This is a genomic window from Flavobacterium suzhouense, from assembly GCF_042684765.1.
Taxonomy (GTDB): domain Bacteria; phylum Bacteroidota; class Bacteroidia; order Flavobacteriales; family Flavobacteriaceae; genus Flavobacterium; species Flavobacterium suzhouense.
Genome location: NZ_JBHUMD010000026.1, coordinates 122,393 through 148,686 on the forward strand (window position 1 = coordinate 122,393; position 26,294 = coordinate 148,686).

The following is a 26,294-nucleotide window of genomic DNA, read 5'->3' on the forward strand; positions in this document are numbered from 1 at the left end:
TCATGGAGAAAACAATCGAACAGCTGCTGCCGCTTCTGGATGTGCGGCAGGGCATCATCATATCCAAACAGGGCGATGCTACCCTGGGGTTCCGTGTGGAACTGCCGGAGCTCTTTACCTTATCGGATCCGGAGTACGAGGCCTTCCACCAGGCATGGCTGAAAGCCTTCCGCGTGTTGCCCAGGCATACCGTACTGTGCAAACAGGACTGGTTCATACACAGCGGGCATACCCCGGATTTTACAAAGGAGAGTTTTCTGGATCGCAGCAGCGAGCGCTTCTTTAACGAGCGCCCGTTCCTGGACCACAGCTGTTACCTGTACCTTACCAAAAAACCGGTAGGCAGGAAAAATGCGACCTCGCTGTTTTCCAGCCTTACGCGCCCTGCGCTCCTTCCCAAAGAGACACTGGGGGCACAGGCCCTGCAGGATTTCAGGGATGCCTGCGGGCAGTTCCAAAGGATATTGCAGGACAGCGGTTTTGTCAAAATGTTGCCATTAGGAGATACCGATATCTACAGCGAAGCCCACAGGGTGGGGCTTCTGGAACAGTATTGTACCCTGAGCAAGAGCAAGGGCGAATACCTGTATGGTGATGTCGCCTTTGATGACGGCCTTCTGATCAACGGGAAATATTCCCAGTTGTACACCTTGGGGGAGGCTGCCAACCTGCCCTCACTCTGTGGCCCCAGGATCACCTATGACCGCTATTCGACCGACCGTACGCCCTTCAGTGTGGGGTTTGCCTCGCCGCTGGGGCAACTGCTTTCGTGCAACCACCTGTACAGTCAATACCTGTTCTTTGAGGATGGTGCCAAAACCCTGCAGCGCATGGAAAGCAAAAGGCTGCGCCTGCAATCCCTTTCGGCCTACAGCCGTGAGAACCTGATTGCCCGGGATGCCACCAATGATTTCCTGAACGAAGCGATCAGCAAACAGCGCCTCCCGGTAAAGGCACATTTTAATGTGCTGGTCTGGACTGACAGGAAAGAGGAACTGAACGACCTGAAAAATAAGGTGTCATCAGCCCTTGCCCAAATGGATGCCGCTGCCAAGCAGGAGACCGTGGGGGCGCCACAGATCTGGTGGGCAGGGCTGCCGGGCAATGCGGCGGACTTTCCCATGAACGACACCTTTGACAGCTTTGCCGAACAAGCCTCCTGTTTTCTGAATCTGGAAACCGGCTACCGCAGTTCTACCAGCCCGATGGGCATCCGCCTGGGTGACCGCCTGACCGGGCGCCCCGTGCATGTGGATATCAGTGATGAGCCCATGAAAATGGGCATCTGTACCAACCGCAACAAGTTCATACTCGGTCCTTCCGGCAGCGGCAAATCCTTTTTTACCAACCATATGGTACGCAGCTACTACCAGCAGGGTACCCATGTGGTTCTGGTAGATGTGGGTCACAGTTACAAGGGGCTTTGTGATATGGTAGGCGGATACTATTTTACTTATGAGGAGCACAACCCCATCCGGTTCAATCCTTTTTATATAGGGGAAGGCGACCGGCTGGATACTGAGAAGAAGGAAAGTATCAAGACCCTGCTGCTGGCCTTGTGGAAAAAGGATACGGAGACTTTCCGCCGCAGCGAGTATGTGGCACTTTCCAATGCGCTGCAGCTGTATTACGAGAAACTGGAGGCTAATACGGCGCTGTTCCCCGGCTTTGATTCCTTTTACGAATTCCTTCGGGATGATTTTACCGCTGTATTACAGCAGGATAAGGTCAAGGAACGCGACTTTGATATCGGGAATTTCCTGTATGTGCTGCGCCCTTACTACCGGGGCGGTGAATTCGATTACCTGCTGAATGCTACAGCCAACCTGGAACTGTTGCAGGAACGCTTTATCGTTTTTGAACTGGACAACATCAAGGACCATCCCATACTATTCCCAGTGGTGACCATCATCATCATGGAGGTGTTCATCAGCAAGATGCGCAAGCTGAAAGGGATACGAAAGATGATACTGATTGAGGAGGCGTGGAAAGCAATTGCCCGTGAAGGCATGGCCGAATACATCAAGTACCTTTTTAAGACGGTGCGTAAATTCTTTGGGGAGGCTATTGTGGTGACCCAGGAAGTGGAGGACATCATTTCTTCCCCCGTGGTCAAGCAGGCAATTATCAACAACAGTGATTGCAAGATATTGCTGGACCAGCGTAAGTACCAGAACAAGTTTGACCAGATACAGGAACTGCTGGGACTGACCGAAAAGGAAAAGGCACTGGTGCTCTCGGTCAATAAGGCCAATGATCCCGATAAGCATTACAAAGAGGTGTTTATCTCCCTTGGCGGGGTACTTTCCAAGGTGTACCGCACTGAGGTATCCCTGGAGGAATATTATGCCTATACCACCGAGGAAAGCGAAAAGGTTAAGGTGCAGCAATACGCCGCCCGCTTCGGTGGGGATGTGCGCAGGGGTATCGCAGCCTTAGTGCAGGAACTACACGAGAATAAACCTAAATGAAACGCTATGAAAACAATTGCAAAATTAATGGTCTGCCTGCTGCTGCTCAGTAGTATCGAGGCACGGCCGGCGACCGCCGCGCCGCCCATTTTTGGCATCATCCGCGCCGCAGTGGTAAAAGCGATTAAGGCAATGGACCTTAAAATCCAGAAACTGCAGAACAAGACCATCTGGCTGCAGAACGCCCAAAAGGAAATAGAGAATACCCTTTCGAAGGTAAAACTGGATGAGATCTCCGACTGGACCAAAAAACAGAAGGAACTGTACCAGGAGTATTACGATGAGCTCAAGGCGGTCAAGTCCATTATCACCCAGTACCAGCGCATCCGCGACATTACCGACAAGCAGGCCCGCCTGCTCTCGGAATACCAGCGTGCCTGGCAGCTCTTCCAACAGGACGCGCATTTTACCGCGGACGAACTCGACTACATGGAGGAAGTATACGGCGGCATCCTTGCCGAGAGCCTTTCCAACATGGAGATGATCTTTATGATTATCGAATCCTATACCACCAGCATGAGTGATGCCCAGCGCCTGGAACTCATCAATGAGGCAGCGGACCAGATTGACCGCAACTACGACGACCTGAGTCGCTTTAACGGGCAGAATGTGCTTCTGAGCCTGCAACGTGCCAAGTCCTCAAAAGACGTGGAGCAGTTGCGTAGGTTGTACGGCAGTGTACACTAAAACAATACCGCGATGAAAACACTATTAACTACAATCATCCTGCTGTTGTCCTTTGTATTGTCAGCCCAGTCTGGTCGTGATCGGGTCATGCTGCAGCAGATTGCAGCCCTTAAGACCTACGGCAACTACCTGAAAAAAGGCTACCGTATCGCCCGTGACGGGTTAAATTTTATCGGAGAGCTGAAGGACGGCGAGCTGAACCTGCACAATCTGTTTTTTGAGGGGCTGGATAATGTAAGCCCATTTGTGCAGGACTATCCCAAAGCAGGTGCCATTGTCACGATGAACGCCCGTATTACCGAGCTACAGGAAAAACTCTCCGGCCAGCTTGACGATGCCCTTTTCTACGGGAATGAGAAAGACTATATCCGAAGGGTGATCACGCGCGTGCTGGAGGGCTGTGCTGATGACCTTGAGGAGCTGGAGGCCGTGCTGTCCCAAACCGGCTATACGGCTCATGATGCCGAGCGCATTGACCGTATTGACGTGCTGTATGCCAATACGGAAGACCGCTACCGCTTTGCCCGTGACTTTTACGATCAGTGCCTACTGCTGGTAAACGGTAGGGCACGCGAAGCCCGAAACATACAACAGAGTGAACGCCTGTATAACCTAAATCCATAACTATGAAAGTACTTAGAAAACTACTGTTTGCCGGCTTGATGTTTTTAATTACCGTCCAGGGCAACGCCCAGGTACAGGAACTCAAGCAGCTCGCACTGAATATCGAAAAACTGGCACAGTTCAGGGCCATACTCAAAGACATGAAGGAAGGTTATGAGATACTGACCAAGGGGTACAACACTGTAAAGGACCTGACCCAAGGGAATTTCGACTTGCACAAGACCTTTTTGGATGCACTGCTGCAGGTCAGCCCTGCGGTACGCAATTATAAAAGGGTGGGGGAGATTATCGATTACCAGGTGGAACTGGTCGGAAATTCGGGCCGCCACCGCAACAAACTGCAGTCCAGCGGGCTTTTTGCCCCTGAGGAACTTGAGTATTTCACGCAGGTATACGACCGCATCTTTCGGGAGAGCCTGCGCGATCTGGAAGAGCTGACGGCGGTACTGACCGCCGGGGAGCTGCGCATGTCGGATGAGGAACGCCTCGCGGCCATCGACAGGATCTATCTCTCGGTGCAGGAAAAATGCCTTTTCGTAAGGGATTTCAATTCGCAGACAGGGATACTCGCTCTGCAACGCGGCAGGGAAGCCCATGATGTGGAAGCCCTTAGACTATTGACCCAAACCAACCCTTGAACTGATTGTTATGGTTATTAAATCTCAAAAAAAATTATGGGGCATGGCAGCAGTAATGCTGTTACTTCCCGCTGTAGGCTACAGCCAGTCCATGGCAGAGGAGATGAATGGCCTTCACGACGTGCTGGACCAACTGTACGATGAGATGATGCCCCTGTGCAGCGACCTTATCGGGATATCACAGGGTATTGCCGGTTTTGCGGCCCTGTTCTACATCGCCTCAAGGGTATGGCGGCACCTGGCCAATGCGGAGCCCATCGATTTCTATCCGCTGTTCCGTCCCTTTGTGATCGGTTTCTGCATCATTTCCTTTCCGCTGGTCATCGCCATCATCAACGGCATTATGAAACCCGCAGTCACCGCTACCGGTACCATGGTGGAGAATTCCAATGCCGCTATCGAGGAACTGTTACGCCAGAAGGAGGAAGCCATCAAGACCACGGATGCCTGGCAGATGTATGTTGGGGAAGACGGTAGCGGGGACCGGGAACGCTGGTACAAATATACCCACGAGGAGGATTCCGGATCGGGGGAAGGGCTGATCGAGAGCATCGGCAACGACATCAAATTCGCCATGGCCAAGGCTTCCTACAATTTCAGGAATTCGGTCAAGGAATGGATGAGTGAGGTACTGCGTGTCCTTTTTGAGGCTGCCGCCCTGTGCATCGATACCCTGCGTACGTTTCAACTGATCGTCCTTGCCATATTGGGACCACTGGTATTCGGGTTGGCTGTCTTTGACGGCTTCCAGCATACCCTGACCGTTTGGCTGGCCCGCTATATCAACGTATTCCTGTGGCTGCCCGTAGCCAACATTTTTGGAGGTATCATCGGCAAGATACAGGAAAAGATGTTACAGGTCGACATCGCACAGGTCAATGAGTACGGGGATACCTTTTTCAGCAGGACCGATATTGCCTACCTGGTCTTTATGATCATCGGTATCATCGGGTACTTTACCGTACCCTCGGTTGCTAATTACATTGTACACGCCGGTGGAGGCGGGGCTTTTGGACAGAAGGTAACCAGTATTTTCGGAGGTACCGCCACGGCCGCAGCACGTACCGCTTCCATGGGAGCCGGTATGGCAGCCGACGGGCTTGGGGATGCAGTAGGGAGGATGTCGGGGAGTTATTCCGGCCATGGCAGCAGCGGCCCCTATTTCGATAACGACAATTATATGAAAGATAAAGTAAAAGGCAAAGAATCATGATGTTCACAAAAATTGACAATCTCGAAACCGCCTTCCGCCATGTGAAGACCTTTACAATGGTCGTAGTGGCAGCGAGTGCGCTGGTGAGTGTCTTCGCCCTCTACCAGAGCTACACGACGGTACACCGCCTGCAGGACAAGATCTATGTGCTGGCCAATGGCAAGGCCATTGAAGCCTATGCCTCGGACCGCAGGGACAACATCGCGGTGGAAGCGCGCGACCACGTGCGCAATTTCCATCATTATTTCTTTACCCTTGACCCGGACGACAAGGTCATCCGTGAGAACGTGGCAAAGGCGCTGTATCTGGCCGACAACTCGGCAAAACGGGTGTACGACGACCTTAAGGAAGGCGGGTACTACTCCGGTATCATCTCGGGGAACATCAGCCAGGGCATCACCATGGACAGTATCGTGGTGAGAGTCGAAAATTATCCCTATTACTTCCGCTGCTATGCCAAGCAGCAGATCGTAAGGCCAACCAGTATACTCAAGCGGAACCTGATTACCGAGGGTAACCTGAGGAATGTATCGCGTAGCGACAACAACCCGCACGGTTTCCTGATCGAGCGTTGGCGTACGCTCGACAATAAAGATATCGGAACCGAAAACCGTTACTAGCCATGAACGATAAAAATCGAAATAAAACAGACAGGCCTAGCCTGCCGCAGCACATGCACGCGTTGTGGCTTCGGACGCAACTGGCGTGGGTGGAATGGATGGAAGCCAAGGCAGCGCGGCTTTCCCGAAAAATGCAGTACCTGTCCTTAGGCCTTTTTATGTCCTTATCCGCAGGCTTTTGTGCACTGATGTTCTTCGGAGGCCTTGGTAATATAATAGGCTTTACAGCAAAACCGGAGGCTATCCGTAGTGTTGCCGCCCCGCGGATCAGCAGTCCCAAAGTGGCGCCTGATGATTCGGTGCTGCAGGAAAGGCTTGCTGCCTTCCAGCACTACTGGGACAGCCTTTCACAATCCGCATCCGGACGAAAGACCCGCGACAGTTTGCTGCAGGCCCGGCCGGGACTGCTGGACAGCATCAGTATAGCCGAACAATTAATCGCAACTCAAAAACACGATTCTGATGAAAAACAATGAACCCGCACCGATGCGCAGGAAAAGAAAAATCCTCTGGCTCCTGCCGCTTTTACTGCTTCCCTTTACCACGCTCTTCTTCTGGGCTATGGGAGGGGGAGCACCGACCACTGCTGAGGGACAGCCCAAACGCGGCTTTAACCTGAAGCTGCCTGCTGCCAACCTGGAAGATGAAGCATCCTTCGATAAGATGCAGTATTATGACAGGGCCGCACAGGATTCCAGCAAGATCAATGACCTGAGGAAAAAGGATCCGAACTACTCGTATGACACCCTTAACGAAATGACCGATTCGGTTAACGGTACCGGCAGGCGCAGTGGGCTCTCCATAAGCAATTTCCAGAGCCCCCAAGAGAAAAAAGTCTACGAGCGTCTGGAAGCACTACAACGTGCTGTCAGTACAACTCCCGAAGCCAAAAGAATACCACCTGCTGAAACCGCTTTTAAGCTACCTGTAGCCGCTAACAGCCAGAGCAGGGCATTGGAGGACATGTTGCAATCCATGGAAACGGCATCGGAGCCGGACCCCGAACTGGCACAGATAGGAGGTATGCTGGAAAGTATTTTGGATATACAGTATCCTGAGCGCGTGCAGCAGAAACTGCGTGAGCAGTCCAAAAGCAACAGGGGCAGGGTCTATGGCATTACCACAGAACGGGACGAGGAGGTGGTATCCAGCATAGCACCACAACAGTCACATAAAGTGGCCTTTGCACCCACCACTGTCCATACCGGTTTCTACGGCCTTGATGAAGTGACCACGGAAACCTTTCAGGACAATGCGGTATCGGCGGTCATTGCCGAGACACAGACTGTGGTCAACGGCGCTACGGTTAAAATGGAACTGGCCCAGGAAATCTACATTAACGGTCAGGTGATCCCAAAAGGCACTTTTGTGGTGGGTACCGCCTCCCTGAAAGGAGAGCGCCTTACCATCGAGATACAAAGCATCCGACACGGCAATTCCTTATTCCCGGTGGAGCTTGCCGTATACGACCTGGACGGGCTTGGGGGCATTTACATACCCGGAGCCATCAACAGGGATGTCGCCAAAGCCTCGGCAGACCGCTCCATGCAGACCCTCGGGGTTACCACCCTGAGTGATTCGTGGAGTGCCCAGGCAGCAGGTGCCGGTATTGAAGCGGCCAAGGGGCTCTTCAGCAAGAAAGTGAAGCTGGTGAAAGTGACCCTTAAAAAAGGCTACCGTATCCTGCTCAAAGATGAAAAACAAGACGAGTAATCCAAATAATCAGACTATGAAGACAACGTTTATTTTAAGATGTGTGCTGATGCTGCTACCTATTAGCCTCTGGGCACAGTACAGCGGTTCGGCCCTGCCGGCTAATAGGGAAATCGGCATTTCCGAACAGCAGACTACCAGCCTTTTGTTTCCGTACCGTATCCTGAGCGTGGACAGGGGCAGTAGGGACATACTGGCCCAAAAACCAAAAGGGCTTGAGAATATTTTGCAGATTAAGGCGGTGCAGGAAGAATTCCTGTCGTCCAATCTGACGGTGGTCACCGCGGAAGGGAAACTGTATAATTTCCTTGTGTACTACGAAGCCTGTCCCTACTACAGCGCCTATGACTTTACGGGCAAGGGCACAGGAGAGGTTGTCGCGGAGCATACGGACAATGCCGCACTGCTTGATGCCCTGGCTTCCAAAGCCTATCATGACCGGCACCGTATCCGACTAAATGAAAGCGATAACGGCATAACCCTGTCGGTTACCGGTATGTTTGTGGAAGAGGAGTATTTCTTTTACAGGATCACCATAGAGAACGCTACCAATATCAGCTATACCATAGACAAGCTTCGCTTTCTGATCCGTGACCAGAAAAGGAGCAGGCGCACTGCTTCGCAGGACATTGAGATCACCCCGATAACGGTATGGGAGCCTACAGAAAAGGTACCGCCCAATGCCCTGAAGACCTTTGTGGTGGTACTGCCCAAGTTCACCATACCGGATAAAAAGAACCTGTTTGTGGCACTGACCGAGGCATCGGGTGGCAGGCACCTGCAGCTGAAGCTGCGCAACCGCAAGGCAACGCAGGTGGTACCGCTTCCGACTTTTAATGAATAACTAAAATGATGTATTATGAACGAACGTAATTATGATTACCTGAAAGACCAGGTAAAATACACCGGCTTCGGGGAAGCCCTGGAGGGTGAACTGAAGCAGCAGATGGAAAAGCAGCAACCCACTTTCAGCCTGAAGCATGATGCCTCTTACGGAGAGGATAAGGTGAGTGCGGAACTGAGTTTCAGGAAATCGGAACAGACCGACCTGTATTTTTTCAATTCCTATAAGGTCAGCCTTCAGAAGGAGGGCAGGCCGGAATCCCTGGAGCAGACCTTTTACATCAATAAAGGCAACAACATCACCCTGAAGGAAGCCTACAACCTTATGGAAGGAAGGGCAGTGAACAAGGACCTGACCAGTAGGGAAGGGGAAGTGTATAACGCGTGGGTTTCTTTGGATTTCAAAGATACCGACAACAACGGCAACTTCAGGCTGAACCACTACCATGAGAACTACGGCTATGACCTTGAGGCTGCAGTGGGCAAACATCCCATAAAAGAGCTGGAAAATCCCAGCCATAAGGAAGACCTGATGAATTCCCTGAAAAAGGGGAATCTGCAGTCGGCTACCTTTATCAGGGACGGTCAGGAGGTAAAACAGTACCTGGAAGCCAATCCGCAGTTTAAGACGGTCAATGTTTACGATGCGGACAAAAACAGGCTGGACATGCGCCAAGGCAAAGAGCAGCAGCAGGGCGAGAAACAAGGGCAGTCGGCCAAACAGGGTCGCGGGCAATCCGCCAAGGGCGCTGACGAGGACGCAGCCGAAGAGGCGCAAGAAAAGAAACAACGCCGTAAGGCACAATCCATGTAACTGAGTATGAATCCCCTGTCAGTATTCCTGCGAGGCAGCCAGAACGATTACCGTATCAGCAGCACCCACATCGGGGTTTTTGCCGCCTTGGTGCAGTACAGCGCTGACAGGGGTCATATTAATCCCTATCGGGCCTACAGCTATGAGATCATGAAAATAGCCCGGATATCCAGCCTGAAAACCTACAGCCGCTGTATGCAGGACCTTAATGCCTATGGCTACTTGAAGTACGAGCCCTCCAAGAAAAAGAACCTAGCCAGTAAGATTTCTTTCTTGGAGTCGAATAGTGTTATGTAGCCCCGAAAGGGGCTTTTTTTTGCTAAATAGTATTGCGATGGAAATGAAAACGGATTTTAGCAATTCAAAACTGACCCCTGAGAAAGCCAGACAGATTTTGAGATCGGAAGGGCTTGATGTATCTTTAGATCAAGCGATGCGCATATTGTTTTTTTTAAGGAAATTAGCTAATATAGCCGTATCGAACCATTTAAAGGAAGGATTATGAACAAGATAGCAGATTTATACGTACGCGTCAGTACAGACGAGCAGGCTGAAAAAGGTTATTCCCAGCGCAACCAGGAAGAAATGCTTCGAAAATATTGTGGTATAAATAATATACAGGTGCGAAACGTAATCTATGAAGATCACTCTGCTAAGACATTTAACAGGCCAAAATGGAAGAAACTTTTAGTCGACCTGAAAAAAAATAAAAATAAGGTAGACCTTTTGCTTTTTTTAAAATGGGACAGGTTTAGCAGAAATGCAGGAGATGCCTATCAAATGATAAATCTTCTTCGTAAACTTGGTGTTGATCCACAAGCTATCGAACAGCCACTTGACCTTTCGATACCGGAGAATAAAATGATGCTTGCTTTTTACCTTGCAGCGCCTGAAGTGGAAAACGACAGGCGAGCGCTGAATACTTTTCACGGACTGCGAAGAGGCAAGAAGGAAGGGCGTCACATGGGAATGGCGCCGTACGGCTACGCTAATAAGGTTGCTGAAGACGGTAAAAAGTATATCGCCCCGGTTCCTGAACAGGCTACAATTTTGGTCTGGGCCTTTGAGCAAATTGCGAGGGAGGCATTCAGTACCGAGTCAATCTATCAGATGGCCAAGGATAAGGGGATGAATATCCATAAAAGTAACTTTTGGGTTATTCTAAGAAACCCTCTTTACTGTGGAAAAATTGTAGTTCCAAAATATAAGGATGAAAAGGAGGTCTGGGTTGAAGGGCAGCATGAACCCATTATAAGCGAGGGACTGTTTTATCGCGTACAAGACGTTCTGGACGGCAAATCCCGAACCTATAGGCCTAAGGCTTTGACAGCCGAAAATTTCCCCTTACGGGGCTTTATTATGTGCCCTCAGTGTGGCCGTAAGTTAACAGGAAGCAAATGTAAGGGGCGGCACAAGTATTACTATTACTATCACTGTGACAAGCAATGTAAATACCGCATTAACTCCGAATTTGCCAATGAAAAGTTTATTGAAGTGCTTAATAAGTACAAGCCGCTTCCACAGATAAAGAAACTTTACTCAGCTGTTTTATTGGAAGCATATCGCGAGCATACGGGTTTTGTGGCCAGTGAGAAGCAAAAAATTCTTACGCAAATATCCGAGTATGAAAAAAAACTTAGTGTTGCCCGTAATCTTTTGGTGACCGAAAAGATCGATGTAGAAGACTACAATCTCATGAAGAACGAGTACAGTACAATTATCCAAAAACTCGAATCGCAATTGGCAGAGACAAATGATGACCGTTCGAATATAGAAAGTCTTATGAATCAAGGTGTTGACAATCTAATTCGCTTAGGTACGACCTATGAAAAAAGCAATCTTGTGGAATCACGTGACCTGATCGGTTTAATTTATCCCGAAAATTTCACATTTCGTGGAAATGATTTCCAAACCGCCCGAGTCAATGAAATTATGCGATGTATTTACCTGGTAAACAATGAATTAGAAGTTAAAAAAAATGGGACAAAAGATGATTTTAATCTTTTGTCCCGAGTAGTGACCTCGACTGGATTCAAACCAGTAACCTTCTGAGCCGTAATCAGATGCGCTATTCAGTTGCGCCACGAGGCCTTTTTGCTTTTTTAGATTTAAATATTCGTGATATTTATCATCCTCATTGCGGGTGCAAATATAGGCAATAATGCGTAACTTGCAAGCTTAAATGAATAAAAAAATACAAAAAAATGACGCTTAATCAGTATATACGTGACGTTCAGGATTTTCCGAAAGAGGGAGTAATGTTTAAAGATATAACACCATTGCTAAATAATCCTAAAGCTGTCCGTGAATGTATGGCTTTGCTTCTTAACAATCTTCGAGACCGTAAAATTGATAAAGTGGTAGGAGTAGAGAGTAGAGGTTTCTTTTTTGCAACGCTATTAGCTTACGAGCTTAATGCGGGTTTTGTTCCTGTTCGTAAACCTAAGAAATTACCATTTGCGACAGTTTCGGCATCATATGAGCTTGAATATGGTACTGATACTCTTGAAGTGCATACTGATGCTATAAAGCCGGGGGATAGGATTCTCATCCATGATGATGTATTGGCAACCGGAGGTACAGCAGCTGCAGTATGCGAACTCGTAGAAAAGCTTGGAGGTGAAATTGTACAGTGTAATTTCCTTATGGAGCTTTCTTTTCTTAACGGTAGAGAAAAGTTAGGTAATAGAGAGGTGTATGCGCCTTTAGTGTATTAATCCAAAGCTCGTGTTGTTACAAAGTACTTCCAGGCTATAATTGCCTTTTGTAATTTTGTTGCTTTGCTAAGGTCCAAGTGCTCTTTTGTGTAATTTGGCAGTAGCCACTTATTAAGTTTGGCAAGTATCTTAAACATAAAACTGGTGTTTGGTACATCAAATATAAGAAAAGGCTGCCTTGTATGGGCAGCCTTTAAGAGTATATTAAAATTACACATTTAATGATTTAGAAATATAGTAGTCTAATGAATATTTTCCCGATCCTAAAAAGATAATTGTAAGTAATGATATTGTATACATATAAGGAATATCTTTTATTGTATTGACATCATTAGCGTGAACAATAAAGTAACCTGTTGCTGTTACCATCATAGCAGGAAGGGCTGCCGCTCTTGTAAATAATCCAATAATTATAAAGAATGGCAAATACACATTAGCCATAATGGCAATAAAATTGTTCATTGTGTCAGGAAAACCAAATGGGTTAGGTATAACTTCAACAGAAGTTACACCAATCCCAATTTTTTTTAGTCCATGAACTACGATAAGTTGTGCTGCAATACCAATTCTGAACAGTAGAATGGCAAAATTATACACAGGATTTTTCATATCTGACGATAGCAGTTTTATGAATAGCTTTTTCATGTTTTTAGTTTTTTTGGTATCCTCCAAAATAATTTACCGGGCTCCATTCTGGTATTGCTTTTGGCTGAGGGACTGCATACGCTCGATACTCGTCATTTGCATATACTACTTTACCATTTACAACAGTTAGCTTCGCTTCCATGTTCAGAATAGTATTTTCCGGAACAGAGAAATAATCGTCAGATAATATTGTGAAATCGGCAAGGTAATTTTTCTTAAGCATGCCCCTGTCGCTGTCCAGATTGATTAATTGTGCGCTACCCTGAGTGAATAATTTAAGCGCAGTAGTTCTGTCCAGTATATTTTCTTCATTCATATATTTTAATCCACCAAGCGTTTTGCCTGTTGTAAGCCAGTAAATTCCTACCCACGGGTTATAACTCGCTACACGGGTACCGTCTGTACCCATACCGACTTTAATTCCCATTTCCATCATCTTCTTTAATGGTACAGTATTGGCTGCCGCTTGTTTGCCATATCTTTTGATGAATGCTTCTCCCTGATATGCCATGCGGTGTTGTATTGCTATACCACCGTTTAAGGCTTTTATCCTTTGAAGGTTTTCAGTAGAAACCGTTTCAGCGTGATCGAAGAACCATAAAAGCCCATTTAGAGGTATTTCATTATCTATTTCTTCAATTACATTAAGAAAGCGGCTTATACTTTCGTTGTATGTAGCATGGATTCTGAAAGGCCATCTGTTTTTTATCAATAAAGAAAGAACAGCTTTAAGCTGACCTTCCATAGCCGGGCTCAGTTCAGGTCTCGGCTTATCGAAATTCTCAAAGTCGCCCGCGCTCATTACAAGGTTTTCACCGCCTCCCTGTACGTGGTATTCCATTTTTGGCATTTTGCCAAATTTTTTAACTCCATCTGAAGGTACATCACAGCCATCTCCAATTTCAACAGAACTTATCCATTTGGTGTAGTCAGCTAATTCATTTCCTGCTTTCTGAGCAAAGAGATAGTAAGGCATACGTACGGTTAATGCATTTTCTTCGCATAGTTTGCCGGTAATGCCATAATCATCGGGATAGTTTTGAAATCCTCCACCGGCGTCCATAATAGCGGTAACACCCAATCTGTTCATTTCACTCATGAACTGTTTGGTTGAGTTTATTTTTTCTTCGGTAGTTAATTCCGGTAATTTAGATAAGGTAGAGTAGAGGATAAAAGCATTAGGTTCAGCTACAAGCATACCAGTAGGATTGCCGTAAATATCTTTTTCTATTAATCCCGCATTTGGATTAGGTGTAGTGGCATCTATTTTCAGAGCTGCTATTCCGGCTTTGTTCAGATAAGCATGTCCGTAAAGATGTAATATAAATGTAGGAACATTCCCCGTAGCTTCGTTAATCTCATCTAGTGTAGGAAGCCTTTTTTCCTCAAACTGATATGCATTCCAGCCACCAACTACGCGAACCCACTGGCCTTGTGGTGTTCTTTGAGCCTGCTCTCTTAGCATTGCCAGTGCTCTTTTTAAGGAACGCACACCATCCCAGCGAAGTTCTGTATTATAAAAGCGGCCACCTCGTATGATGTGCATATGCGAATCAAAAAGTCCCGGGATAATTGTACCTCCTTTGGCGTCTATAACAGTAGTAGTTTTTGTTTTGAGCTTAAGCAAATCGTTGCTACTTCCTGTCTTAATGATTTTTCCATTGCTAACTGCAATAGCTTCAGTAATTGTATTGTTGTTGTCCAGCGTATGTATTTTGGCATTGAACACAATCAGATCAGCTTTTTGGGCATAACCATTAATGACAATTAATAGAAAAAGGATTGGTAAATATTTAGTAATAGTTTTCATGATGGGTATAGATTGGATTAATTTGGAAAGAAAAAAGAGGGCTGTGCCTTAGGGCATAGCCCAACTTTAACCAAGCAAAACCTAAATTTATAATTAGTGTTTTAGCATATCGTGTGCGTATTGAACGCCTACACCATAAGCACCACCATATTGTTTAACAAGATTTGTAACTGCTACATAAGTTTCCTGGCGAGCCCAGTCGCGTTGCAGTTCGAGTAAATATTGTAATGAAGTCATTGGGTGAGCACCTGCCTGTACCATTCTTGTAACTGCCATTTCGTGAGCTTCTTTAGAAACATCGGCGCTTGCATCTGTTATTACATAAACGTCATATCCCTCTTCGATAGCTGATAATGCCGGTCCAACGATACATACACTTGTCCATAATCCTGCAAAAACTAATTTCTTTTTGTTTTTGCCTACAATGGCTTTGTGTGCATTTACATCTTCCCAGGTATTCATGGTAGTACGGTCAATATAACCTGAAGTTGCTTTTGGATAGAATTCCTCAATTTCTCTGAATACCGGTCCGCTAAACGATTTTTCGGCAACTGTAGTTACTACTGTAGCAACCTTAAAAATTTTAGACGCTCCTGCCACAAGTGCAGTGTTATTACGTAATTGATCTATTGGAGTACTTCCTACAGCAAATGCCATCTGGCTTTCATGATCTACCAGTACTAAGGCATGGTTAGTAGGGCTTAATAATGTTGCTCCTGGTTTTTGAGCAAAACCTGTTAATGTTGTTAGAGCTAATGCTAAGGTTAAAACTAAATTTTTCATGATGTTTTAAGAATTAGTGATTAAAATGATTATTGATTTTTATAAATTGTTTTTCGTTGTTACAATCTTACAGGACAAAATTGCGATATCACTAAATCCTGTACATTGAACTAAGACAAGAAAACTATCCGGATGTTTTCTGTTCCTGTAGCCATATATTTCAAAATCGAATCCTTTATTATAAAATATTGAATTTCAATATTTTATAATAAGTGTAGTGATTTTTATTTACGACATAACGTAATTTGTTCAGGCTTCACGAAATAGAGTAACCGATTATTGGATAATAGATATAGAAAAAGGGAACCTTAGAGTTCCCTTTATTGAATCTTTTTATGTTTTAGATATTACTTCGTTAAGTAATGTCTTTTTTTAATTCCAAGTCTTTCCATTTTAGAATTAAGTGTTGTGGGAGGTAAATCTAATAATGCCGCTGCACCATTGGGACCCGATATCTTTCCTTTGGTAAATTTGAGTATCGTTAGTATATACTCTTTTTCAAATTCATACCATGGCTTTATGTCCGATCCGGTTTCAATTTGCTTGCTGGTACTGATCTGGATTTCTTTTATGGTTTTATCGGGAGCTAAAAGGAAAGCTCTTTCCATAGCATGTTCCAGTTCACGTACATTACCTGGCCAATGGTATACTTTTATGGTATTCAGTGCTTTTACGGCAATATTTTTTAATGCTTTTTTATTCTTTAGTGCATAACGCTGAACAAAGAATTTAGCCAGATCGGGAATATCATCAGTGCGTTCTCTTAAGGCAGGTACTTCAATAGGAAATACATTTAGCCTGTAAAACAGGTCGGCTCTGAAGTTTCCTTTCTTTACTTCTTCCTGTAAATCTCTGTTTGTAGCCGCTATTATACGAGCATCTACATTAATATGACCGTTGCTGCCTATGCGTTGTATTTCTTTCTCCTGTAGGGCACGTAATAATTTTACCTGAAGCTCTAATGGCATTTCTCCTACTTCATCCAAGAACAATGTTCCTTTATGTGCCTGTTCAAATTTACCTTTCTTTTGCGCTATGGCTCCTGTAAAACTACCTTTTTCGTGGCCAAACAATTCACTTTCCAAAAGATTTTTAGGTATGGCAGCACAGTTTACTTTTATAAGATGCTTTTTTGATCTTTCTGAGTTTTCATGTATAGCTTTAGCAACAAGCTCTTTACCTGTTCCGCTTTCACCTAATATAAGGACACCACTATCGGTGTTGCTAACCAGTTTAATCAGGCTCCTTACTTTTTGCATAGGCTCGCTATTGCCAATAATACCTAAATCTCCGGGTATTTCCGATACATTTTGAGCATCTTCTTCAATTACCGAATTGGAAGGTATAATGTTTTCAAGAAGTAATATATTAGTAAGCGTGATTCCTAATTGAGGTGACAGTGACTTAAAAACACGAAATGTATTTCTTTCGGGAGTAGAATTCTTTCCAAAGCCAATAAAAGCAACCGCTTTGTATCGTTTTGTAATTATTGATAATGCTATTATACTTTGTGTTTGCCCTTCATAAGTATCTTTAAGAAAGGAGGGAAGTCCGGTTATTTTTGCAAATTCAGTTTTTGTCATAAAAACAGGTTCGGCTGAACTTAAAACCTCATTGAAAATGCCGGAACTATCTTTAAACGCTGCAGATGATAATTTCGAATATTCTGAAGGGAGTATATGATATTGAAGATAAAAATCCTTAGACTTTTCATCTTCAATACAAATACTAAAATGATTGAACCCAAAAGCGTTTTTTAGGTTGTTAATGATCACATCATGAAACTCTTTCCTGGTGCTTACAGATGCCAGGATCTCACTCATGGAAATAATCAAAGATTGTTCCTGTTCTCTTTGCTGTATACGTGCGATTATTTCATTGTAGCTCATAATGACCTGGCTTCTGGTTATAATATGCTAAGGTATAAATTTACCGTTATTCCTGTTTTAGCCATATATCGGCATATTCTTCAGGATGCCTTTTAAATTGAGCATGAACATAAGGACAAAGCGTAATTACCTTTAAATTATTATTTCGGCTGTAGCTTACCATTTCCTGCAAAAGCAGTTTTGCATATCCTTTACCTTCAGTTGAGCTGTCAATTTCAGTATGATATACTGTTAGTTTATCATCACGAAGGCTTATCACCATTTCTCCAATTTTGGTATTGTCTTCATACAGATTGAAGGCTCCGTGTTTTTTTTCATCTATTTCTAATTTTATCTCGGTCATGATAAGTGTTTTTTATATTAATAATGTTCCTGCTGTATACCTAATTTTTTCATTTTTGAATATAGGGTAGTAGGAGGTATTTTAAGTATTTCGGCAGCTCCACCCGGACCAAATACTTTACCGCCACAAGCTTGTAATGTCTGCATTATATGATTACGTTCCATATCTTCCAGCGATTGCAATACTCCGGTTTCTGAAGGAAGTATGTTTATTGCCGTATTGGAAGGCAGGTTTATTTCACTTATTTCATCTCCAAACGCTAAAAGAGTGCTACGCTCTATTAAATGCTCAAGCTCACGTATGTTTCCGGGCCAGTTATACTGTGCCATCTGTTCAAGAACCTTAGGATTAAAGGTTTTAATATCCCTGTTAGCGGCTGCATTAAATTTTTGAAGGAAATGCATGGCAAGTTGGGGTATGTCTTCTTTTCTTTCACGAAGCGGTGGCAATTCAACAGGAAAAACATTTAGCCTGTAGTACAAATCCAGTCTGAATCGTCCTTCAGCTACTTCGCGCTCCAGGCTACGATTGGTTGCAGCAACAATACGAACATCAATTTTTATGGTCTGTTCACCACCAATGCGTTCAATCTCTTTTTCCTGTAGTACGCGGAGTAATTTAACCTGTGCATCCAAAGGAAGTTCGCCTATCTCATCTAAAAATAAAGTGCCGCCATCTGCTTGTTCAAACTTTCCTATTTTACGGGAGTTAGCACCTGTAAATGCGCCTTTTTCATATCCAAAGAGTTCTGATTCTACAAGCGATAATGGCAAAGCAGCACAGTTTACCACTACTATGGGTTTATTTTTTCTGTCCGAATGCTCATGAATCGCATGGGCAACTCTTTCTTTTCCGGTACCGCTTTCACCTGTAATAAGGACAGAAGTTTCTGTAGGGGCAACTATATTTATGCGATTAAGTATTTCTTTAAGTGACTGACTGTTACCAATGATGCCATTAAAGGCTGAAGCTTGCCTGTTTGTATCAGTCAAAGGAGCACTTACCTGATGTTCCAGTGCATATCTGTATCGGGCAATGTCCAGCATTACCAACAGGTCTTTTTCCCTGAAGGGTTTTACCATAAAACCATAAGGTTGTGTCTTTTTTACAGCTTCAAGGGTAGACTGATTGGTATTTGCCGATATGAAAAGAAATGGGGTTTTTGATCCATTTAACTCTTTTGCCAGATCTATGCCGGTTTCACTTCCTTTAAGTATAATATCGAGAAGTACCCAGTCAGGTTTTTTAGCAGCAATCATAGTTCTGGCCTGAGCAGCCGAAGAGGCAATACCTACCACATTGTAACCGCCTTTTTTCAATATCATTTTAAGGTCGTTGGCTACAATGAATTCGTCTTCAACTATCAGTATTTTTTCTTTATTTTCCATCATCATTTAGGCTATAAAGTAGTCTCTCTTTTTATAAAGTTAATTGTTATTATTACACCTTTATCAGATTCTATGCTAAATGTGCCGTCTAACTGTTCGGCAAGACCCATCATAAGATTCATTCCTAACGAATCGCTTTCGTTCGATTCAAAATTTTCGGGAAGTCCAATGCCATTATCTTCAATCCTCAAGAGGTAATGCTCATCCTTTTCTTCAAAAAGTATATTGATTATTCCTTTGTGCTCGGGGAATGCATATTTAATGGCATTACTTATCGCTTCGTTCAAAATAAGTCCCAGCGGTACTGCCTGTGCAACATCCAGTTCTATTTCTGATAATTTAAGCTTGAATTTAATTTTATCGTCATCATCAAAACTGTCTTTTAGGTATTCTGCCAGTTCTTTTATATACCATGACATGTTGATACTGGAAAGATTATCTGTCTGATATAATTTTTGATGGATCAGTGACATGGCATGCATCCTGTGCTGGCTGTTTTGTATGGCTTCCAGAGCATCATCATTATCCAGATAGGCAGATTGTGTATTTAGAAGGCTTATAACAATCTGAAGGTTGTTTTTTACTCTATGATGAATTTCCTTTACAAGCCATTCTTTCTCATCTACAAGACGCTGTAACTTTCTGTTCTGTGTGTTTATCTCTTCCTGCTTTGCTTCGAGTATTGCGTTTGTTTTACGTTTCATGCAATATCTGCTATATAATAATCCTAAGATTATGCATAGTACTATCAGGCTTCCTATAAATATATAGCGTATTACTTTCTCAGTTTTGATTTTTACTTCCTGAAGCTCATTTTTATGCGTGAGCAGCTTAATATTTTCGTCTTTTTTTTCAGTTTCATATTTAAGCTGTAAATCAGCATATTGTTTAGAACTGTTTATGTTGAAGATGGAATCATTAAGCCTTTTGAAATTTTTAAGGTGCTGGATGGCGTCTTTAAAGTTTCCGTTGGCCGAGTCAACTTCAAAGTGAGTTCTTTCTAACTGTGAACGATTATACAAATCATCATTTACAACTGATAGTTTTTTCAGCTCATCAATGTAGGTATATGCTTTTTGTGCCTGACCTGTTTTAAGCAGGTAGTGTATCATTGCATAATACATTTTTTCAACTGCCAGATGATTATTGTTTTGCTGTTCGCTGCATTTCAGCAATTGCTCAAAATACGGCTTGGCTTTTTCATATTTTTTTAGTTCACAATATAGCAGTATGTAAAGGGAAGGGTATTCAATATTACAATAGTCGTTGGGAGAATATTTAGCACCATTATTTAATATTTCAAGGGCTTCATTGTATTTGCCCCTGCTATATAATCCCCTAACGGTATTAATGGTTATAGAAGTCACCCCTTCAACATCTTTATTTTCTTTAGCGAGGGTAATTGCCTTTTTATAATATTCAACTGATTTATCGTGATATTTTAATTCAGAATATATAGTGCCTATAAGATTGATTAAAACAGTTTGCCATTGTTTATCACTGGCCTTATCTATTATTTTTTCTGCAGCCAGAGCATAAGATAACGCAGTATTATATTTGCCTTGTATCCTCAGGTTTAAGGCAAGCATTGTATATTCTGAAAAGAAGTTATTCTCTTTAATGCTCTTTTTGATCTTTATAGCTTGTGAGGCATACTTTATAGATGTTGCAGGCTGATAGGCCGAATTATATATGATTGAAAGATTTGTAAAGGTTTCGGCTTCTTCTTTAAATGACCCTAATTCCCGGTATAGCGAAGCTGCCTTTAAAAGATCTCCGGTATTTCTTTCAAGATTACTGCCATCATAATCTAATCCTATAGAAGTATAGGCCTCAGCCATATCTTTTTTTAGATCTTGAGCAATAGCATAATCAAGTGCCTTTTGTTTTAGCTTTCCTGCCAGTGTAGCATTGCCTCTTTCCTTTGCAATCTTTCCATCCAGAAGCATGCTTTGTGCAATATTGCTTTTAAGGTTAAGTTGTTTACTGATTTTAAGTGATTGCCTATTGAGCAATGCTGCGCTGTCAAGATCTTTTTTGTAGTTTCCCGGTCTGTCCAGGCAGTAGTTTGCAGTCCAAAGAAGATTTTCAGCTTTTTTGGTTTCATCTTTTTCAAAGTGCAGTCGGGATATAGTTTTTGAAAACTTAACTTTATCTTCAGTTGATTGCGCATGAATGCTAACTGCCGTAAAAAAGACAATTAACAATATTATTTTATGTAAGCGCCTAAAAATCATTTTACTTTTACTATGATGGTTTGTTACCCCGAATATAAGCACATTCTTGTTTTTCAGAATATTTTTACAAGACTATTTTATATGTGACCTTAGCATCCATGCCATCTTCTCATGAGTTTCCATTAAACCGGTTATGAAATCACTGGTACCATAATCTTTAAGATCAGTATAAAAATCTATATTTTCTCTCAGGAACATAATAATGCTTTCGTGATCAATCAGCAGTTCTTTAATGAAGCCAATACTATCATTAGCTTCACTTTTAGTTTCTGTAAGTTGGGTAAGATTCAGGAAATCTTTCAATGTAGCAGGTGCATAATGGCCTAAAGTTCTTATTCTCTCTGCAACGCTGTCTATGATTTCGTCCAGCTCACCATATTGTTGTTCAAAGAACAGGTGTTTGTTATAAAAGTCATATCCTTCCACATTCCAGTGAGCATTCCTTGTTTTTGTATAGAGTACATATTCATCTGCAAGCAATTTGCAAAGTTTTTGGACTCCTGTATTTCTATTTTCGGTAGTTATTCCAATCTTAGTTTCCATGTTTGTAATTTTTTATACTATATGCCATAATGTTACCAAAAGTGTAAAATGTTTATAATTAGAGGTTAGAGCTGTTTGAGTAAAGTTCGTAATTACGATATATCGTAAATTTATGAACAGTTTTTGTAATATCTGGATTAAAATTTAATTTGCATTGTTGCTCCGGTAAACAACATATCTTTTCCGGTACCTGCAGCCTTAAGAAAATCTCCGGCTTTAAACCAGGTTGCCTCAACACGGAAATACAAATATTTATTTGGCTGGAATGTGATTTCGCTTTCAAATTGCTCACCTATTTGTTTATCGGTGCTTGAATCTCCCGGATAAACCATAATTGTATTTGGTCCATAAATGCCATCCTGGCTGCTATACCGCCAGAACATATCATAATCCAGTACCCAATTAAGATTTTTGGTAAGTTCAAAGTTTAGGGAAGGATGTAAATCAACAAGGTTAGAAGGACCTATTACGGAGGCTAGTCCAAAATAAGCCCCCCTTGGAAATAATGGGTTAAAAGTTTCTAAATTGTTATCGTTTTTTGTTTTATCGCCACTTATCGTTTCAACTTTTAAACCGATTTCCGGATGTAAAACGACTGATGTGATTCTATAACCTGTATTTAAGGTAACAGTCCAGGCTTTTATGTCTTTTACATCTACAGTTCCAAACTGATAAACTGCTTCAGCATCATAACGCCAGTTGTCATATTTCCCCCAAATACGGGTTCCTAATGAATGTCTAAGTTCTTTTCCGTTAGCATCATCAAAATGAGCTTTTGCCCTTTTGTATCCTAAATAATAGAAATCGATATTCTTTATTAAAGGTATCTTATTAATAACCAAATAGCTTCCCCAAAACTGTTTTTCCTTATTTGAGTAGTCATCAAAAATTCCATCTTCAGCTACTACATAATGGCTGTAGAAAAGATCGGCGTGATAATTTTTAAAACCGGCTATCGCTTTTACAGCATCAAAAGATTGTCGGTTGTTAGGGCCATCACGTAATGCTACAAGGCGTTGGGAACCATAACTAAATTCCTGTCTTCCCGTTCTAAAAATCAATTGTCGGTCTTTCTCTGAAAATACATTCAAATCAACAAAAGCCTGATGTATTTCGAGTGGATTACTATCAACCGGGCTCGGATCTAATCTGCCACTGGCATTACTGCTTTGGAATTGTACAAAAGCTCTAAAGTGTCGCCCGGCATGAAAATCGCTATGTAATAATAAACGGTTAAGTATATAACCATCAGCATCTTTAGGTTCATCTCCCCATTTTTCATTCTTAATGTAGAAATATTGATACCGAACCTCTCCACCAAAGCTTAGAAATGTTTTTCCTGAAGAGGTGAGGGGGATGTACTTTGCCTCTCTGTACCAGTCTTTTTTAATTGTATCATTAGCCAAAACAGAATAGTCTTCTTCAAATCGCATGGATTTAAACTCCGGATAGGATTGTGCATAGCTTTGCTGTATAATCGTGAAAGCAAGGATGCTTAAAAGTATTAGGGTGATGTTTTTATTTTTCATGATAATCTTTTTAAGATTCTTGTATTGAAGCCGAATACCTCTTAATCTAATCCGGAGGCTATATTTATTTACTTAAGAAAAAGTCAAGTAAGTCTTTTTGTACCTGTGCAGTATTTTCCTGAACCAGCCAGTGTCCTGAGTTTGCAATTTTTGACTCGGTTACATTTTCGGCTACTAATTTGGAATGATCTTTTAGGAAAGCGGCTGCAAAATACTCTCCACCCATGGCTAATAAAGGTGTTTTTATTTTTTTCTTCATGAATATAAGATTGTCTTTTCCATCCTGAGGGAATGCACCAAACCATTTAAAAGCGGCTGTGGTTCCGCCCGGAACAGCATAAGCCCTGATAAATTCTGTAGTTTCTTCTGGTGTAAAAGGTTCTTTTACATGACCTACTACAGGCCAGAAATTGGTTAGGAATTCTTTTTCTTTACCTTTCACGATGTCACCTGAAGCTGGCCATGCAAAAAAGCCAAACCACCATGCCGATGCAGAAACCGACGACCAAACCGGCTCAACTCCCGGTAAAAGGGCATCCATAATCGCTACTTTGTTTACGCTGTCTTCATATTGGGCAACATAGGCATAGGCAACCATAAGCCCTATATCATGACCGGCCAGATTTATCTTTTTATATCCCAGTTGATTTACAAGTTCATGGATGTCTGATGCCATTGTTTTTTTATCATAACCTCCTTCGGGTTTACCGGATTCTCCGACACCTCTTAAATCGGGAGCGATTACTGTAAAATGTTTTGACAGTTCCGGCAGTAATCTGTTCCACATATACCAGTTTTGTCCAAAACCATGTACCAATACAAGCGGTTCGCCTTTTCCACCTATTACATAATGTATCTTAATACCATTTACCGTAGCTGTTTCATGCTTAAAGTTCTCAGGTGGATTTGCAGGTGCAACTTGTATAGTATCGGTTACTATTGCATTTGTATTTTCCTCAGTTGCCGTTTCTGCTTTTTTACTACAGGAAATGATAGAAAGTAATAAAAAACAGGATAGTAAAATAGTAAAGGCTTTTGTCTTAAAATTGAAGACTCCAGAGAGATTTGATTTAGTTTTCATAATTAAAAAGATTTAGTTGTTGATTAATATGTAAGGATTTGTCAGATGTTGTTTATGTTATTACAAACAACTGCAATTTGCCTTCCATATAACTATTTATCTAAAATCATACTTTTTAAATAACTTCTTGATTATTAAATATTTATATTTTAAACTAAATTTTTTAATTACGATATTTCGTGAAAAAATGTTGATGTTTATTATTGGAATGTAGCTTACTCCTAAGATGTTAGTGTTTTATATTTCAGTACTTTATCTGGATAAAGAAAAAGAGCGGCTACCTTTTAAGATAGCCGCTCTTTATACTGAATTTAATTATGATCAAGCTGTTTTAAAGCCCCCATATTGAGCCTTTAAAAGGAAGTATCCATTCTTTATGTTCAAATGATTCCGGTATATGTGAAAGGTCTGTTTCAGGATTAATATAAAGGGTACTCAATCGTCCGTTGAGGGCAACATAACATTCAACATTTACAATGGGATCATACATTCCCAGCGATTCATAATGGTCATGTAAAAAATGAGCATATTCCAGTATAAAATCCGGTTGAAACGCCATTTGCTTTTCCTGAAATCGTGTTAGGTAATCCTCATTATTTACATAAATGCTTTTTCCTGTTTTCCTGTCTGTAATTTTAAACTGTGCGGAGCCGGCTTTTTCCATGAGCATAACTCTCCATGAAAATCGAAATCCTTCTTCGGTCCAAAATAATTCCCCCGGATATAAAATATACCTGAAAGGAAATGATAACTGAATTACAAGAAAAATTCCCAAGAGATAAAGGCTCAAGCGATAAAGTGACCTGAAACGGGGAGCATAAATCTGTTGGGTTTCTGCTAGCTTTGCAGGTAATTTAAAAATTTTGGATAGAAATTTAAGGACGTTCGTATGCAAATTGTTACTGAAAAAAATCAGTGAACAAACTATCATAATATATGGAAACATACCGATAGGAAACAATAACGAAGTCATTAAATGAAAAGAGAGTACCAATATAAAACCTAATAGTCTTGTTCTTCTGTTTATAAGAAGAAATACGATAAAGAGATCATATATTGCTCCAAACCAGCTAAAGGTGTAGTGTACCCAGCTTTTCAACATTAAAGGACCAATAATGGGTAAGTTAGCATGAGCTGTAAGCCATATTTTTAAAGGCATTGCATTAACAAGCCAATCGGAGTTTAGTTTTGCAAGACCGGCATAGAAATAAACCATAGCCAGTAAAAGCTTTAAAATGTCAATAGTCCATCGTGGTATTTGTCCAAATGACCGTACTGGATTCCTGTAGGCATCTACAGAAAAGTAATTGCCTGCCGGAAGGAATATCATCACAAAGCTTATAACCGATACGAAATAATAATGGTTAAGATAGGTTGTCTTATCCATCAGTTCTATATAAGTAAAACTTAGAAAGAAAATTATGGCTGATATTCTGTATCTATAACCTATACTAATACCAATGGCCGCAAGTGCACAAATTATGAATATCAGATAAGTATATACCCCGATGGGCTTTATCCAGCTAAATCCATAGTAAGTAAAATGAAACCCCGGCTGAATATAAAATTTATCGATCCAGCCATTTAATGCAAAACGTACAAGCCCCAATAGCATCATAAATCCAAATACAAGCCTGAAAAAAGCCAGTGTTGAGGCATTTGTATATGAATTAAGATATTCTTTGATACGGTAAACCATTTTAGTA

Annotated in this window: 23 protein-coding genes and 1 tRNA gene; 12 read left to right on the top strand and 12 right to left on the bottom strand. The window is 42.4% G+C overall.

All coding sequences use genetic code 11. The features are described 5' to 3' along the window. The first annotated feature begins 2 nt into the window (after nt 1-2). The 11 genes from ACFSR3_RS11365 to ACFSR3_RS11415 all read left to right on the top strand — a co-directional run bounded on the left by ACFSR3_RS11365 (nt 3) and on the right by ACFSR3_RS11415 (nt 11,675). Nucleotides 3-2,471, top strand: coding sequence for a TraG family conjugative transposon ATPase (locus ACFSR3_RS11365; protein WP_379821086.1), 2,469 nt, complete (start codon nt 3-5; stop codon nt 2,469-2,471). Between the two features lie 6 nt (nt 2,472-2,477). Then, complete coding sequence (locus tag ACFSR3_RS11370) at nt 2,478-3,158, top strand: conjugal transfer protein TraI (protein ID WP_379821087.1); 681 nt, start codon at nt 2,478-2,480, stop codon at nt 3,156-3,158. Nucleotides 3,159-3,170: 12 nt separating this feature from the next. Beyond that, nucleotides 3,171-3,782: a hypothetical protein gene (locus tag ACFSR3_RS11375; RefSeq protein ID WP_379821088.1), complete on the top strand. Its 612-nt coding sequence runs from the start codon at nt 3,171-3,173 to the stop codon at nt 3,780-3,782. Nucleotides 3,783-3,784: 2 nt separating this feature from the next. Beyond that, nucleotides 3,785-4,420 carry a TerB family tellurite resistance protein gene (locus ACFSR3_RS11380; RefSeq protein WP_379821089.1) on the top strand — a complete coding sequence of 212 codons (636 nt, stop codon included), beginning with the start codon at nt 3,785-3,787 and terminating at the stop codon, nt 4,418-4,420. 43 nt (nt 4,421-4,463) lie between these two features. After that, on the top strand, nt 4,464-5,633 hold the full coding sequence (gene traJ, locus ACFSR3_RS11385; RefSeq protein ID WP_379821090.1) for a conjugative transposon protein TraJ: 1,170 nt from the start codon (nt 4,464-4,466) through the stop codon (nt 5,631-5,633). Continuing rightward, the gene (gene traK / locus ACFSR3_RS11390; protein ID WP_379821091.1) at nt 5,630-6,253 is read left to right on the top strand and encodes a conjugative transposon protein TraK; all 624 of its coding nucleotides are present in this window, start codon (nt 5,630-5,632) and stop codon (nt 6,251-6,253) included. Before traJ ends, traK begins: the two co-directional genes overlap by 4 nt. 2 nt (nt 6,254-6,255) lie before the next feature. After that, the gene (locus ACFSR3_RS11395; protein WP_379821092.1) at nt 6,256-6,729 is read left to right on the top strand and encodes a hypothetical protein; all 474 of its coding nucleotides are present in this window, start codon (nt 6,256-6,258) and stop codon (nt 6,727-6,729) included. Continuing rightward, nucleotides 6,716-7,966, top strand: coding sequence for a conjugative transposon protein TraM (gene traM / locus ACFSR3_RS11400; protein WP_379821093.1), 1,251 nt, complete (start codon nt 6,716-6,718; stop codon nt 7,964-7,966). The genes ACFSR3_RS11395 and traM overlap by 14 nt, the downstream gene beginning before the upstream one ends. 16 nt (nt 7,967-7,982) lie before the next feature. Then, nucleotides 7,983-8,810 (top strand): conjugative transposon protein TraN, encoded by an 828-nt coding sequence (traN, locus tag ACFSR3_RS11405; protein WP_379821094.1) that lies wholly within the window; start codon nt 7,983-7,985, stop codon nt 8,808-8,810. Between the two features lie 15 nt (nt 8,811-8,825). Then, the gene (locus ACFSR3_RS11410; protein WP_379821095.1) at nt 8,826-9,623 is read left to right on the top strand and encodes a hypothetical protein; all 798 of its coding nucleotides are present in this window, start codon (nt 8,826-8,828) and stop codon (nt 9,621-9,623) included. A 501-nt stretch (nt 9,624-10,124) separates the two neighbouring features. Then, the gene (locus tag ACFSR3_RS11415; protein WP_379821096.1) at nt 10,125-11,675 is read left to right on the top strand and encodes a recombinase family protein; all 1,551 of its coding nucleotides are present in this window, start codon (nt 10,125-10,127) and stop codon (nt 11,673-11,675) included. On the opposite strand, the gene ACFSR3_RS11420 is transcribed toward ACFSR3_RS11415, so the two are convergent. After that, nucleotides 11,641-11,714: transfer RNA gene (locus tag ACFSR3_RS11420), tRNA-Arg, on the bottom strand. The two genes, ACFSR3_RS11415 and ACFSR3_RS11420, sit on opposite strands and share 35 nt — an antisense overlap. A 113-nt stretch (nt 11,715-11,827) precedes the next feature. Between ACFSR3_RS11420 and ACFSR3_RS11425 the strand changes: the two genes are divergently transcribed. Beyond that, complete coding sequence (locus ACFSR3_RS11425) at nt 11,828-12,340, top strand: adenine phosphoribosyltransferase (protein ID WP_379821098.1); 513 nt, start codon at nt 11,828-11,830, stop codon at nt 12,338-12,340. Nucleotides 12,341-12,550: 210 nt separating this feature from the next. Here ACFSR3_RS11425 and ACFSR3_RS11430 read toward each other — a convergent pair whose 3' ends face one another. The 11 genes from ACFSR3_RS11430 to ACFSR3_RS11480 all read right to left on the bottom strand — a co-directional run bounded on the left by ACFSR3_RS11430 (nt 12,551) and on the right by ACFSR3_RS11480 (nt 26,287). Next, a complete protein-coding gene (locus tag ACFSR3_RS11430) occupies nt 12,551-12,985 on the bottom strand; it encodes a DoxX family protein (protein ID WP_379821100.1) in 435 nt (144 codons plus the stop codon). 4 nt (nt 12,986-12,989) lie between these two features. Beyond that, nucleotides 12,990-14,795, bottom strand: a complete 1,806-nt coding sequence (locus ACFSR3_RS11435; RefSeq protein WP_379821101.1) for an amidohydrolase — start codon at nt 14,793-14,795, stop codon at nt 12,990-12,992. Between the two features lie 93 nt (nt 14,796-14,888). Further along, complete coding sequence (locus ACFSR3_RS11440; protein ID WP_379821102.1) at nt 14,889-15,578, bottom strand: hydrolase; 690 nt, start codon at nt 15,576-15,578, stop codon at nt 14,889-14,891. A 347-nt stretch (nt 15,579-15,925) separates the two neighbouring features. Beyond that, nucleotides 15,926-17,467, bottom strand: coding sequence for a sigma-54 interaction domain-containing protein (locus tag ACFSR3_RS11445; RefSeq protein WP_379821103.1), 1,542 nt, complete (start codon nt 17,465-17,467; stop codon nt 15,926-15,928). Between the two features lie 46 nt (nt 17,468-17,513). Further along, the gene (locus ACFSR3_RS11450; RefSeq protein WP_379821104.1) at nt 17,514-17,810 is read right to left on the bottom strand and encodes a GNAT family N-acetyltransferase; all 297 of its coding nucleotides are present in this window, start codon (nt 17,808-17,810) and stop codon (nt 17,514-17,516) included. 17 nt (nt 17,811-17,827) lie between these two features. After that, on the bottom strand, nt 17,828-19,198 hold the full coding sequence (locus ACFSR3_RS11455) for a sigma-54-dependent transcriptional regulator (RefSeq protein WP_379821105.1): 1,371 nt from the start codon (nt 19,196-19,198) through the stop codon (nt 17,828-17,830). Nucleotides 19,199-19,209: 11 nt separating this feature from the next. After that, nucleotides 19,210-21,405 carry a tetratricopeptide repeat-containing sensor histidine kinase gene (locus tag ACFSR3_RS11460; RefSeq protein ID WP_379821106.1) on the bottom strand — a complete coding sequence of 732 codons (2,196 nt, stop codon included), beginning with the start codon at nt 21,403-21,405 and terminating at the stop codon, nt 19,210-19,212. Nucleotides 21,406-21,507: 102 nt separating this feature from the next. Next, nucleotides 21,508-21,978, bottom strand: a complete 471-nt coding sequence (locus ACFSR3_RS11465) for a Dps family protein (protein WP_379821108.1) — start codon at nt 21,976-21,978, stop codon at nt 21,508-21,510. A gap of 137 nt (nt 21,979-22,115) precedes the next feature. Beyond that, nucleotides 22,116-23,507, bottom strand: coding sequence for an alginate export family protein (locus tag ACFSR3_RS11470; protein ID WP_379821109.1), 1,392 nt, complete (start codon nt 23,505-23,507; stop codon nt 22,116-22,118). 64 nt (nt 23,508-23,571) lie between these two features. After that, a complete protein-coding gene (locus tag ACFSR3_RS11475) occupies nt 23,572-24,588 on the bottom strand; it encodes an alpha/beta fold hydrolase (RefSeq protein WP_379821110.1) in 1,017 nt (338 codons plus the stop codon). Nucleotides 24,589-24,919: 331 nt separating this feature from the next. Beyond that, the gene (locus tag ACFSR3_RS11480; RefSeq protein WP_379821111.1) at nt 24,920-26,287 is read right to left on the bottom strand and encodes an HTTM domain-containing protein; all 1,368 of its coding nucleotides are present in this window, start codon (nt 26,285-26,287) and stop codon (nt 24,920-24,922) included. Between the last annotated feature and the right edge of the window lie 7 nt (nt 26,288-26,294).

Excerpts from the sequence above, each read along its gene's own strand:
- ACFSR3_RS11365 (WP_379821086.1), top strand. The coding sequence starts at position 3 with ATGGAGAAAACAATCGAACAGCTGCTGCCGCTTCTGGATGTGCGGCAG.
- ACFSR3_RS11370 (WP_379821087.1), top strand. The coding sequence starts at position 2,478 with ATGAAAACAATTGCAAAATTAATGGTCTGCCTGCTGCTGCTCAGTAGT.
- ACFSR3_RS11375 (WP_379821088.1), top strand. The coding sequence starts at position 3,171 with ATGAAAACACTATTAACTACAATCATCCTGCTGTTGTCCTTTGTATTG.
- ACFSR3_RS11380 (WP_379821089.1), top strand. The coding sequence starts at position 3,785 with ATGAAAGTACTTAGAAAACTACTGTTTGCCGGCTTGATGTTTTTAATT.
- traJ (WP_379821090.1), top strand. The coding sequence starts at position 4,464 with ATGGCAGCAGTAATGCTGTTACTTCCCGCTGTAGGCTACAGCCAGTCC.
- traK (WP_379821091.1), top strand. The coding sequence starts at position 5,630 with ATGATGTTCACAAAAATTGACAATCTCGAAACCGCCTTCCGCCATGTG.
- ACFSR3_RS11395 (WP_379821092.1), top strand. The coding sequence starts at position 6,256 with ATGAACGATAAAAATCGAAATAAAACAGACAGGCCTAGCCTGCCGCAG.
- traM (WP_379821093.1), top strand. The coding sequence starts at position 6,716 with ATGAAAAACAATGAACCCGCACCGATGCGCAGGAAAAGAAAAATCCTC.
- traN (WP_379821094.1), top strand. The coding sequence starts at position 7,983 with ATGAAGACAACGTTTATTTTAAGATGTGTGCTGATGCTGCTACCTATT.
- ACFSR3_RS11410 (WP_379821095.1), top strand. The coding sequence starts at position 8,826 with ATGAACGAACGTAATTATGATTACCTGAAAGACCAGGTAAAATACACC.
- ACFSR3_RS11415 (WP_379821096.1), top strand. The coding sequence starts at position 10,125 with ATGAACAAGATAGCAGATTTATACGTACGCGTCAGTACAGACGAGCAG.
- ACFSR3_RS11425 (WP_379821098.1), top strand. The coding sequence starts at position 11,828 with ATGACGCTTAATCAGTATATACGTGACGTTCAGGATTTTCCGAAAGAG.
- ACFSR3_RS11430 (WP_379821100.1), bottom strand. The coding sequence starts at position 12,985 with ATGAAAAAGCTATTCATAAAACTGCTATCGTCAGATATGAAAAATCCT.
- ACFSR3_RS11435 (WP_379821101.1), bottom strand. The coding sequence starts at position 14,795 with ATGAAAACTATTACTAAATATTTACCAATCCTTTTTCTATTAATTGTC.
- ACFSR3_RS11440 (WP_379821102.1), bottom strand. The coding sequence starts at position 15,578 with ATGAAAAATTTAGTTTTAACCTTAGCATTAGCTCTAACAACATTAACA.
- ACFSR3_RS11445 (WP_379821103.1), bottom strand. The coding sequence starts at position 17,467 with ATGAGCTACAATGAAATAATCGCACGTATACAGCAAAGAGAACAGGAA.
- ACFSR3_RS11450 (WP_379821104.1), bottom strand. The coding sequence starts at position 17,810 with ATGACCGAGATAAAATTAGAAATAGATGAAAAAAAACACGGAGCCTTC.
- ACFSR3_RS11455 (WP_379821105.1), bottom strand. The coding sequence starts at position 19,198 with ATGGAAAATAAAGAAAAAATACTGATAGTTGAAGACGAATTCATTGTA.
- ACFSR3_RS11465 (WP_379821108.1), bottom strand. The coding sequence starts at position 21,978 with ATGGAAACTAAGATTGGAATAACTACCGAAAATAGAAATACAGGAGTC.
- ACFSR3_RS11470 (WP_379821109.1), bottom strand. The coding sequence starts at position 23,507 with ATGAAAAATAAAAACATCACCCTAATACTTTTAAGCATCCTTGCTTTC.
- ACFSR3_RS11475 (WP_379821110.1), bottom strand. The coding sequence starts at position 24,588 with ATGAAAACTAAATCAAATCTCTCTGGAGTCTTCAATTTTAAGACAAAA.
- ACFSR3_RS11480 (WP_379821111.1), bottom strand. The coding sequence starts at position 26,287 with ATGGTTTACCGTATCAAAGAATATCTTAATTCATATACAAATGCCTCA.